The 11819-nt window shown below is 45.4% G+C and carries 10 protein-coding genes and 1 pseudogene; 7 read left to right on the top strand and 4 right to left on the bottom strand.

What is annotated here, in order from left to right:
- Positions 1 to 203: 203 nt before the first annotated feature.
- Positions 204 to 386 carry a hypothetical protein gene (locus tag JC606_RS17675; RefSeq protein WP_198779072.1) on the bottom strand — a complete coding sequence of 61 codons (183 nt, stop codon included), beginning with the start codon at positions 384 to 386 and terminating at the stop codon, positions 204 to 206.
- Entirely contained in the window at positions 373 to 1257 is an 885-nt protein-coding gene (locus JC606_RS17670) for a LysR family transcriptional regulator (protein ID WP_198779071.1), read from the bottom strand. The genes JC606_RS17675 and JC606_RS17670 overlap by 14 nt, the downstream gene beginning before the upstream one ends.
- Positions 1258 to 1414: 157 nt before the next feature.
- Between JC606_RS17670 and JC606_RS17665 the strand changes: the two genes are divergently transcribed.
- The 7 genes and pseudogenes from JC606_RS17665 to JC606_RS17635 all read left to right on the top strand — a co-directional run bounded on the left by JC606_RS17665 (position 1415) and on the right by JC606_RS17635 (position 10891).
- Positions 1415 to 1813 (top strand): RidA family protein, encoded by a 399-nt coding sequence (locus JC606_RS17665; RefSeq protein ID WP_004741170.1) that lies wholly within the window; start codon positions 1415 to 1417, stop codon positions 1811 to 1813.
- Between the two features lie 187 nt (positions 1814 to 2000).
- Positions 2001 to 3461, top strand: a complete 1461-nt coding sequence (locus JC606_RS17660) for an aldehyde dehydrogenase family protein (protein WP_198779073.1) — start codon at positions 2001 to 2003, stop codon at positions 3459 to 3461.
- Between the two features lie 165 nt (positions 3462 to 3626).
- Entirely contained in the window at positions 3627 to 4622 is a 996-nt protein-coding gene (locus JC606_RS17655) for a membrane dipeptidase (protein ID WP_008217072.1), read from the top strand.
- A 231-nt stretch (positions 4623 to 4853) separates the two neighbouring features.
- Positions 4854 to 6461: a BCCT family transporter gene (locus JC606_RS17650; protein ID WP_198779070.1), complete on the top strand. Its 1608-nt coding sequence runs from the start codon at positions 4854 to 4856 to the stop codon at positions 6459 to 6461.
- Positions 6462 to 6734: 273 nt separating this feature from the next.
- Positions 6735 to 8548, top strand: a pseudogene (locus tag JC606_RS17645) (hypothetical protein).
- A complete protein-coding gene (locus JC606_RS17640; protein WP_061031076.1) occupies positions 8545 to 9282 on the top strand; it encodes a DUF3726 domain-containing protein in 738 nt (245 codons plus the stop codon). Before JC606_RS17645 ends, JC606_RS17640 begins: the two are co-directional and overlap by 4 nt.
- Positions 9283 to 9598: 316 nt before the next feature.
- Complete coding sequence (locus JC606_RS17635) at positions 9599 to 10891, top strand: alpha/beta fold hydrolase (RefSeq protein WP_198779068.1); 1293 nt, start codon at positions 9599 to 9601, stop codon at positions 10889 to 10891.
- 140 nt (positions 10892 to 11031) lie between these two features.
- Here the strand turns inward: JC606_RS17635 and JC606_RS17630 are convergent, their stop codons facing one another.
- Positions 11032 to 11214: a hypothetical protein gene (locus tag JC606_RS17630; protein ID WP_004741177.1), complete on the bottom strand. Its 183-nt coding sequence runs from the start codon at positions 11212 to 11214 to the stop codon at positions 11032 to 11034.
- Between the two features lie 289 nt (positions 11215 to 11503).
- The gene (locus JC606_RS17625; protein ID WP_102426376.1) at positions 11504 to 11731 is read right to left on the bottom strand and encodes a PAS factor family protein; all 228 of its coding nucleotides are present in this window, start codon (positions 11729 to 11731) and stop codon (positions 11504 to 11506) included.
- Positions 11732 to 11819: the final 88 nt, after the last annotated feature.

The raw sequence follows: 11819 nt of genomic DNA, 5'->3' as shown, positions 1-11819 counted from the left end.
AGCTGATCAGATCGTAGCTTCTTGATTTGGTTCCATCGATTTACGCAACAAAGCCGTGTTAATTCATCACTATTTGGTTATTTATAGCGAGCCGCGTGCGTTTATTAACGCGGGAATATATATTTTTTATCTATTACTCATGAAGCGTGGAAAAACTGTGTCACATCAATGGTTATCCGCATTTTTGGTACTCATCGAGGTATTTATGGCCGGTTATATTGGAAGGTGAGAAGAAGAATTGAGAGTGTTAAAGCCGTTTCTATGAAGTTCAAACTCCACTTAAGAGCTTGTTGATAGTGGTTGATGCGGCCAGATAAAGCGTATTTTGAAGCAACAAATGGCAGTGCAGCACTGCCATTTGCTAAACCTTGTTTATGAAGCTTCATAGCTCAGATATTGAATACACAAGTCATGAAAAGCTTGCGCTTGGGGTGAGATAGTACGGTCAGACAGTCGGAATATTCCAATTTGTCTCTGTAATGGCGGGTCGATCAAAGGAATCCACACTAAACGCGTTTCATTGGTTGGAAAAGCAAGCTTAGGCAGCGTGGTTACCCCAATGCCTAATTCCAATACAGAAAACAGAGAAGTAATGTTTTCTACGGAATATAGGGCTTGTTCGCTGAGCATACGTGCAGGTGTTGGATCGAGTAGGGTGCAAGTCCCGTTACGAATGAAGGGCTGTTTTAACAGAGTTTGCCATTCGATCCCTTCAGGTTGAGCGGCGATAGGGTTGTCCTTTAAGCAGACCACACCGATAGGATCGGAAAGAAGTGGGGTGAAGTCGATACTCTCTTCTTCTAAATGGGAGGTGTTGCCTAGGGCGACATCTACTTCTCCAGAGAGTAATCGTGCTTCTACACCTGCCGCATTATCATCAATCAAACTCACCTCTACATTCGGGTATTGCTCACAAAAGGCCCCTAACACGCTAGGGATCAATTTGGCTGCCACAGAAGGCACGCTCGCTATTCGAACTCTTCCTTGTTGCCCAGCCGCCGCTGCACGTAAGTCGTTGTCTAATGCTTTGTAAACATTCAAGAATTGAATGATTTTCGGTAAGCATATTTCACCAAAAGGTGTCAGCGTAGATTTGTTGCCTGTTTCAAACAGTGGCTGACCAAGTATTCTCTCAAGCTCTTTTATTGAAGTAGACAGTGCCGCCTGAGAGCGATTTGCTCGGTGAGAAGCAGCTCGAAATCCACCTTCTTCGACCACTAAAACAAAATGTTTTAACTGTTGTAGCTTAATACTCATGACTCCGATCCTTCTCTAGCCCTTGCTATACCTTACTTTTTGAAAGGTGATAGATTTTATTTATCAAATGCACAAAATTTACCGTTAGATTTATCAGGCGTCAAGGTGCAGTATTTAACCATCTTGAAACATAGTTGTTACAAAGTTGGATGGAATCGTGAACGCACAAACTAAAAAACACCCAGTAAAAACCGCTCTTTTTGCTTCAAAAGCACCACTAGAGTGGGCAATCGTTAATAACGGCACTCTATACACTGCGCAGATTCCAATCGATGAAACGGGCGCAGTAGTAGAAGGCGGTATTGAAGCGCAAACGCGTCAGACTTTTAACAACCTTGTTCATACCTTGGAGTGTGCAGGCGAATCGATGGATTCTGTGCTGCAGGTTCTGATTTACGTGACTGACCGTGAATACCTGAAAACGGTAAACAGCGTATACGGGGAATACTTCAACGCACCTTATCCAAATCGTGCAGCAGTCGTTGTTGCAGGGCTAGCTAGAGAAGAGATGTTGGTTGAGTTCGTGGTTTATGCATCGGCGTCTCAACCTGAATAAATGGACTGTGAACTGAGGCAATTTGCCAATCAAAGCTGTTTGTCTACGCAGATCTTTACTGATACAAGCGAATAGTTTTACGTCTAGATACAAAATTAATACTTATTCTCTATATAAATTAACAATTTATTAATTAATCCGATGGTTGCCAGACTCAACCGCAACCTAACGTTACAAGGACAGAATGATGACTCACTTACAGAATGTTCAAGCAGAAAACGCACTTTACATTGGCGGCGAATGGCAAGCGGGTGTAAGCACCGTAGCGAACATTAACCCATCAGATATTTCTGAAAACATCGGTAACTTTGCACAAGCAAGTGCTGAACAAGTTCAACAAGCGATTTCAGCGGCGAAACACGCTCAACCAGAGTGGGAAAAAACGCCGATTGAACGCAAACAAGCGGTGCTTCAAGCGATTGGTGATGAGTTGATTGCCCGTTGTGATGAGCTGGGCACTTTGCTATCTCGTGAAGAAGGTAAGCCGTTTGCTGAAGGTCGCGGTGAGATTTACCGTGCAGGTCAGTTCTTCCAATACTTTGCGGCTGAAGTGCTTCGCCAAATTGGTGACAACGCAGATTCTGTACGCCCGGGTGTTTCTGTTGAAGTGACTCGCGAAGCGGTAGGCGTTATCGGCATTATCTCTCCTTGGAACTTCCCGACAGCAACAGCAGCTTGGAAAATTGCTCCAGCATTGGCTTTCGGTAACAGTGTTATCTGGAAACCAGCAAACCTAACACCAGCAAGTGCGGTTGCGCTTACTGAGATCATCCATCGCCAAGGTATCCCTGCAGGTACGTTTAACCTTGTATTGGGTAGCGGTTCAACGGTAGGTGATGCACTGATCAACTCTAAAGAAGTGAACGGTGTGAGCTTTACCGGTTCTGTTGACACGGGTCGTAAAGTGGCAGCGGCTACCGCACCAAACTTCGTTCGTTGCCAACTGGAAATGGGCAGTAAGAACGCGCTGGTTATCGCTGATGATGCAGATATCCAAACCGCAGTTGAAGCAACTATTGCCGGCTCTTTCTCTGGTGCAGGTCAAAAATGTACAGCGTCTTCTCGTCTTGTTGTTATGGATAGCATCCACGACCAGTACGTTGATGCACTGATTAAACGTATGAGCGAGCTGAAAGTGGGTCACGCATTAGAGGACGGCGTTTTCATGGGCCCAGTTGTTGATGGCAACCAGCTTGAAGCGAACCTGGGTTGGGTGGAGAAAGCACGTCAAAGAGGCGGTGAACTGGCATTCGGTGGTGAACGCTTGAGCATGCAACACGAAGGCTTCTACATGGCTCCAACACTGTTCTTGAACACTAAGAACGATTGGGAAGTGAACCAAGAGGAAGTATTCGCACCAATGGCAAGCGTGATTCGAGTGGCTGACTTGGACGAAGCGATTGCAACAACTAACGATACTCGCTTTGGTCTAACTGGCGGCATCATCACTCAAAGCCTACGTACGAGCGCACTGTTCAAGCAACAAGCTCAAACTGGTTGTGTGATGGTTAACCTACCAACCGCTGGTACCGACTACCACGTACCGTTTGGCGGTCGTAAAGAGTCTAGCTTCGGTCCTCGTGAGCAAGGTCAATACGCAAAAGAGTTCTACACAGTAGTGAAGACGGCTTACCAGCGTCCTTACTAATCTGCTTTCTATATAAGAATTGGCCTGATTCACAGAGTCAGGCCAATATTCAAACCAAAACAGAAAACGAACTTAGATAAGCGATTTAACCCATTTTTGAAAACATGTTACTTGAGCGTGTTTTCAAAACCGAGCTAGAACACTGAGCTTTCAATAGGAGTGGTTATGTACCAGCAACGGATTGTTATAGATGGATTGCAATACTGCAATTGGAACAGAGAATATTTCCAAACACTAAAGGCGAGCGGCATTACAGCAGTTCACGCTACCGCGGTTTACCACGAGACAGCTCGTGAAACCTTATCTCGCTTTGCAGAGTGGAACTTAAGATTCGAGCAGAACGCAGATCTTATCATGCCGATTCACTCAATGGCTGATGTTGAGACTGCAAAAGCAACTGGCAAAGTCGGTATTTTCTTAGGCGCTCAGAACTGTTCTCCAATCGATGATGAAATTGGTCTTATCGAAGTGATGCGTAAGCAGGGTCTTTTGATCATGCAACTGACGTACAACAACCAAAGTTTACTGGCGACAGGTTGTTACGAGAAGAACGATACCGGTATTACTCGCTTTGGTAAGCAAGCCATCGAAGAGATGAACCGAGTGGGCATGATCATCGATATGTCTCACAGTGCCGAGCGCTCAACACTTGAAGCGATTGATTTGTCTTCTCGTCCTATTTGTATCAGCCACGCGAACCCGACGTTTGCTCATGATGCACTTCGTAACAAATCAAACGATGTGATTAAAGCGCTCACTGCACGCGGTGGCTTAATCGGATTCAGCTTATACCCATTCCACCTACCAAATGGCAGCCAATGTACCTTGGAAGACTTCTGTCAGATGGTTGCGACCACTGCTGACATGGTTGGCGTCGAACACCTCGGTATTGGTAGTGACCTATGCTTAAACCAGCCTCAAGCTGTCCTTGAATGGATGAGAAATGGTCGTTGGTCTAAAGCGATGGACTACGGCGAAGGCTCTGCGAATAACTCAGGTTGGCCTGATGCGTTGCCTTGGTTCTGTGGTAGTTCGGGTATGGAAAATATTTATAACGGATTGATGCGTCATGGTTTTAGCGAGTCTGAAGCTGGACAAGTCCTAGGAGAAAACTGGTTTAACTTTTTGAAAGATGGCCTAGAGCCTCAAAGCCAAGGTTAAGTCGTTTTTCTCACTAGTCAGCATCTAATGAGCAGTCTTCTAAATACGTTCATTTAGCGAGTACTGCTTTAACCAAATTCACTATTCAAAAGGAACAACGGTCTATTTCGCAACGCGGTAACCCAAACATGGATTAGCCTGCTCAACACAAAAATAATAGGGCAGGTGTTAAATACACCCTTGTAGTCATCATTTTTATGACAGCTGCAAAGAAACCTCTGGAGTCAGAGTATGTCTGATTTAACCAATAGCGTGAAATCTTCAAGCTTAAATGCGGGTCAAGCACACACAGCAAGTAATGCAACAAGCAACACCAACCAGTCTGAATCTACCTCAGACAAATTAGGGTTATCCAACCCGGCACTTTGGTACAGCGGCGGTTTTATCGCTCTGTTCGTGACACTGGCCCTATTTGATGGCGAACTGCTATCAACTCTGGTTAACACGGGCTTTGCGTGGTCGGTAAAAGTATTCGGTCCTTACTGGCAAATGCTACTTCTTCTGACTTTTCTTATTGGTCTTGGCCTGGCGGCTGGGCGAACAGGCAAGGTTATCCTAGGCGGCATCGCTAAACCTGAAATGGATGGTTTCCGTTGGATGGCGATAATCTTCTGTACGCTACTTGCGGGTGGCGGCGTATTTTGGGCTGCAGCAGAACCGATTGCTCACTACGTTAGCCCACCACCATTGTACGGTGCACAAGAAAACGCACAGCAAGGTGCTGTGAACGCTTTATCGCAATCTTTCATGCACTGGGGTTTCCTAGCATGGGCAATCGTCGGCAGCTTAACGTCTATCGTGGTTATGCACCTTCACTACGACAAAGGCTTGCCACTTAAACCGCGTATTTTGCTTTACCCAGTGTTAGGCGAACGTGCACTGAAAGGTCACACCGGCGCTTTGATTGATGCATGTTGTATTGTCGCTGTAGCGGCGGGCACCATCGGTCCTATCGGCTTCTTGGGCTTGCAAGTGAGCTATGCACTGAATGCACTGTTTGATATCCCTGACGGCTTCACGACGCAGCTGATCATCATCTTATTCGCTATCGTTCTATACACATTATCGGCATTGAGCGGCCTTAACCGTGGAATGCAAATGCTAAGCCGTTACAACGTGATTCTTGCAATGGCATTGATGGTCTACATCCTGATCTTTGGCCCTACAAACTTTATCTTTAACGGCTACATTCAAGGTGTAGGCAGCATGATCGATAACTTCATCCCAATGGCGACATACCGTGGTGACGAGGGGTGGTTGAGCTGGTGGACAGTCTTCTTCTGGGGTTGGTTCCTAGGTTACGGCCCAATGATGGCAATCTTTATTGCACGTATCTCTCGCGGTCGTAGTATTCGCGAACTGGTTTCAACCATCAGCTTAGTTGCACCGTTTGTTACTTGTTTCTGGTTCACGATTGTTGGCGGCTCTGGCCTTGCGTTCGAAATCGCAGATCCAGGCAGCGTAAGTAAAGCGTTTGAAGGCTTTAACTTACCAGGTGCTCTGCTAGCGGTAACTCAGCAATTACCAATGCCGATGCTTATCTCTATCTTGTTCCTGATCTTAACCACGATTTTCATCGTAACGACTGGCGACTCAATGACTTACACCATCAGTGTTGTAATCAGTGGTGAGACAGAGCCGAATGCAATCATCCGTACTTTCTGGGGCGTGATGATGGGCGTAACGGCGTTGATTCTGATTTCTCTAGGCTCTGGTGGTATTTCCGCGCTGCAATCTTTCATCGTAATCACAGCGGTTCCGGTGTCCTTAATCTTACTGCCATCGCTTTGGAATGCGCCTCAAATCGCAATCAAGATGGCGAAAGAACAAGGTTTGTAGAAAGCAGAGTTTGTAGAAAAGCAGGATCTGTAAAGAAACGGTAGAGGTAACGCTCTCTAAAAATTAAAGAGAAACAAGGTATCAGCCTTTGAAATAAGGCTGATACCAGATTCCGAAAGGAAGAGAAAACCCGTACTGGTGAAGATACATCGGACGGCAACTATTTAGGTCAAGAGATCTAGTCAGGACAAATAATAAGGGGCGAGTTCGCTTGCCCCGACAACATCAATAACGATTAAAACGTGAAAGCTAACCAACATACTGTCGCTATAAATGCTTCAAAAGACAGCAACGATCGGTTCTGAATGGCTAGCAAAACCCTTATAACTACAAAGGTGGTGAGCAAAATGGATGCACATCGTTCTACCTACACTGAATCAGCACTACGTGACGCAACGGTCGTCATGGCACCGGAAAGACTGGGTGCTATGCACCAAACACGCATCAGCTTCGTAAGAACTCTGATTCGTAAAATGGCGCAACAGCAATGGAAAGTGACTAAACATGAGTGGCAATTAGACCCTCAAGGGTATGGTCATGCTATCTATAAGCTACAGACGCCAAACCATGTTTATCATTTGGTTGTGTTCTGTGATGAGATTGCAGACGACGAACGAAATGACCGTGTAATTGCTGAAAAGTGGGACGTAACATTTGCTTTGGTTCTTGGCGATGTGGATGTCGCTCTACTTGAGAGACTTCGTGCGAATGTACCGCTACAAGAAGCAGGCCGTAACCCTAACAATGTGCTTGTTCTAGCGCGCGCCAACAAAAGTGTGCGTGTGTTTGAACACATAGTGAGCCACTTGGCCAAAGGGGTTCAACCAACGCCAAAAGAGTTAGCGGAAGTAGGCTACATCCTGAGAACGACTGCGGTTTATGGTAATGGTAAGTTCGGTATTGCTGACTTCAAAATTCTAGAGAAGAACTCAGATTTCAATCAGTCGTTCAGTGCTCAAATGTGTGCGGTATACATGCTGCGTGAATTTAGTCTCGACTGGGTTCATTACCTAGCAGAGCAACAAGGCGGTGAACAAGCGATTACCTTGCACAGAGGCTTACAACGCTATCTAGGTGTGGGTAATGCTACTGGTTTAGGCATGGCGCCATACCTGATTAACCACCCAAGTATTGTCGACCAATGGATGACAACCCGTGAACATGCATTAGCTGACGTGTTGGCTAATCACACGGATACGGCGTTGATCAAGCCACTACGTACATTAGTTAAAAAAGCGATTTGTCATTTAGAACAAGTCGTTACCATCAATGAACATCAGCAGGAGCTGAACAAAGCTGCTGTGGATGAGTTGAAACACGCAGAGCAATCGTTAGAAGTGTCTATCAGCCAATGTGATACATGGGCACAGTTAGTTGAACAATCTAAGCACATGAGTATGGAAGCCCAAGAAATCCTTATCTCATGCTTGATGGAATTGTACCCAGAATTAGTGGACGCGCATCAGGAGCAGATGAATTGTAGCGAGACACTGTCACTTCCTAGCGGTAAAAAGATACAAGATCTGTTAGTGATCTTAGAAGAGAAGTACCGCTGGGCAATTACAACGGACTTTACTAAGGCTGAGAACAACTACTGGTTCTGGTATCGCTCTCAAGACAAAGAAGAGCCAAGACTCGGTGTTCGAGGTGAAGAGCTGGGTGAAGAGCGTGAACTGCCGTTAGATATCGGTCGTCAAGCTTATCGTTTGTACCATGCTTTATTGCAGTTTACGCCGGAGCTCTCGTTAGCCGAGTTCTTAGTAAAACAGCCACAGCATCGTGCTATAGCTCGCCGCGTATGGACACTGGGCAACAAAGCGATGGGGGACATTCAAATGAATGTGCTTCATAAAGAGTCGCTGCCGATGCATCTGTTACGTTGCAAACTGGCTATGTTTGGTGCAACTAAGTTTGATCCTCGCTCAGATCGTTGGGTTCGCGTAACCTTCTTCCAAGGCGCACCGCTGCTTGACGAAATTCATCAAGACGAGTGGGTGTTCCCAGTCTTACCAAGTGAAGCGGAGCTTGCTGGCTCACATAACGTTCCTACACATATCAATGCTCAACATGGAGATAAATCGCTATGATCGTTTCTCACAATGAATTGGTCGCGGCCGTCAACAAAGCCTTTTTAGGGATGCGCCGTACATGTGGTGAAGCCGATGTGATAGCGAACATGGTGGCTGATTTACAAATGGTAGGCTTGGATGGTGTGCGTCATTTTAATAATGCGAGCAACTTTATCGGCCTAGAGGACGACTGCCCAGTTGATATTCAAGTGACAAGCGATAACACGGTCGAAGTCGACCTGCATAAGGCAAGTTTGGCGTGTCATCTTCCTGTCGTGATGGATTATGCGATTGAAAAAATGGTCGGCAACAAATCGCTTAAAATTGAGCTAAACAACTGCCACAACCGCTGGTTGGCCTACAGTGAGCTTGTAAAACTAGCAGCGAAAGGTATTGCGTGCACTGCACGTTGGGACAACGGCTCTAACCCTAAGAGCACCTTGTATGTGCTTAACCGTGGTTGCGTTGCTCCAGAACTGTTTTTATCAGATTTGCCTCTGACATCGGACGAACATATCCATAATATGACCATCGAACTTTCCGTCCAGGATTTCGATATCGAACGCTTGTCAGATGGCTACCAAACACATGTCACGTCGGAGTCGTTATTTAAGACACAAGAAAACGCGTGGCGTGATGGCATTGAGGTCAACGACGCAGAGTGGGCGACATTAAAAGAAACGGCCACCGCGATTCTGGTTGAAAATAGCCAGCGTTCAATTCAAGGGGCAGGAGAGTTAGTCGCCTCATAGTTGATTGAACTTAGCGCAACATAAACATCAGATAACACCAAAAGAGCTTAACGTATCCTCACTTCGTTAAGCTCTTTTTATTTTCCTACGGCTTTATCTACTGAGCTGTTGATAAAGCCTCAAAAACGCGCCGTTTTGACACAGGTTGTTACGATGCGAACACTCCTTGAGCAATCAAATGAAGCACCTTCACATTCATGCTAAACAAACGGTTTCATTTACGAGCTACTATGCGTATCTTGCTACCTATGTGTGCCATAGGGCGCTACTTTTATTCGTACCGATGACATTAGAATCAGATAAAAAGGAATGAAGCGTGCAAGCTAAGTTTATAGATGGAACCACCCTGTATCGTCAGCACTATTTTGAATTACCACTCGATTATCAAGCGAAAGATGGACAGCAGATTCAAGTATTCGCTCGTGAAGTTGTCGATCTAGCAAAAGACAGCCAAGAGCTACCTTGGTTGATCTACTTTCAGGGGGGGCCTGGCTTCCCTTCACCGCGTGTGAGTGGTGAATCAGGTTGGATGAAACGTGCGTTACAAAACTACCGCGTTCTGCTTCTTGATCAGCGAGGTACTGGCAATAGCACGGTAATTAGCCATGAAACCTTGGCACATCTTTCTCCAGAACAACAAGCTGAATATCTGACGCATTTTAGAGCTGACAACATTGTTCGTGATGCCGAAGTGATTCGTGAGCAATTTGGTGTTAAGCAGTGGTCGACGATTGGCCAGAGCTTTGGTGGCTTTTGCACTCTAAGCTACTTATCACTGTTCCCGAAAAGCTTGCAACGCTGCTATGTGACGGGCGGTATTCCGTCGATTGAACGTGAAGCTGACGATGTATACCGTGCGACCTATAAGCGTGTTGAAGATAAAAACAGAGCCTTCTTTGCTCAATTCCCTCAAGCACAAGCCATGTGCCGTGAGATCTCTGATTATCTGCTTAACAATGAAGTGAAGTTACCAAACGGTCAGGTATTTACGGTTGAACAGTTCCAATTGATTGGCATTAACCTAGGTGCTGGCGAAGCAAACCTTCCTATGTATTTCACGTTAGAAAGTGCGTTTGTTGAAGTGAACGGTAAAAAGCAACTGAGCTATATCTTCCTAAATCAAATGCAACAAGAGCAGGGTTACCTAACCAATCCAATTTACGCGATTTTGCATGAATCTATCTATTGCCAAGGCACAGCATCAAATTGGTCAGCTCATCGAGTACGCGAGCAGTATCCACACTTTAATTACCAATCGGGAAATGAGTTCTGGTTTACAGGAGAAATGGTCTACCCATGGATGTTTGACCAATTAGAAACACTGAAGCCACTGCGTGAAGCGGCGAATATCTTAGCTGAGAAGTCAGATTGGGGTACTTTGTACAACGCAGAGCAGCTTGGCAAGAATACCGTGCCTATGGCGTGTGCTGTTTATGCTGACGACATGTACGTTGAACTGGATTACAGCCGTGAAACACTGGCGAACATTCCAAACTCAAAAGCATGGATCACTAATGAATATGAGCACAACGGCTTACGAGCAGACGGCGAAAGAATCGTAGACAAGCTGATGACGATGGTTGAAGCATTAGAGAATTTGCCAAAGTAATCTCGCTAGCCCTACCTGAAACAAAGACGTTAAAAAATAAGCGACGTTAGAAAAAAGAAAACGCTGCATCCGTGCAGCGTTTTTGTTAGGTCATCGAACTATTCGATTTAAGGAACTAGGAGGGGTAGCTCAATAAGCCATTAAGGTTGGATGACGATATCTTGATGTTCTGTTGTGGTTAAGCAGGCGCGATTTTGTTCGATTAGTTGAGCCGCGTAAGATGGGGTCACAGCTTGAATCTCGCCTTTCGAGCGAATGGTCAGTGCTTCCCAAGCTTGATCACGATATTTGCCTGTCTGTGTGTATTCAATAAGTACTCTCATGATTCTTCCATCCGCTGTGTGGTTAACGTGCTACTAACATTAGCGCCATTATTGTCGTTACACACCTGTTAAAAATGGAACATAAGATTAACCAAATGAGAATGGTCGCAACTTGAAAATTTCGACAAATTGCACTTATCAGCGTTCGAGCTTATTACTCTAAATCGCTGTTCATCCGGATAAAGGGTTGAGAATGGGCAACACTGGTAAGTTGTACCTGCGGCAAATTGAAGCATAAAAAAAACGCTGCATAAGGCAGCGTTTTTTCAGAATTCACTTGGACGACAGATTAGTTGTTGTCTAAGCCAACAATCTTGCGCGCAGACATTACCGCACTGTCTAAATCGGTCAATCTACCAGCACTTGCTGGACCAAGAACGGATGAATACAAAGCCAACTGCTTCTCAAATGATAGATCTAGATGGTTATATAGATTTTGGCGGATTTGAGCGTGTTGTTGTGGTTTCGCGCTCGATAGACCTTCCAACGTATCGTAGATGAGTGTAGTTGTATCCATATCAGTCCTTAGTAACTCATTATAAAATTTTGCGTATTATGCACTCGGTGTCATCTTTGTTCTGCGAGATTGATCGCATTATGTGCAA

Origin of the sequence: Vibrio sp. IB15, assembly GCF_016406055.1 — a bacterium.
GTDB classification, from domain to species: Bacteria; Pseudomonadota; Gammaproteobacteria; order Enterobacterales; family Vibrionaceae; genus Vibrio; species Vibrio chagasii.
This window is presented reverse-complemented; position numbering and strand designations above follow the sequence as displayed.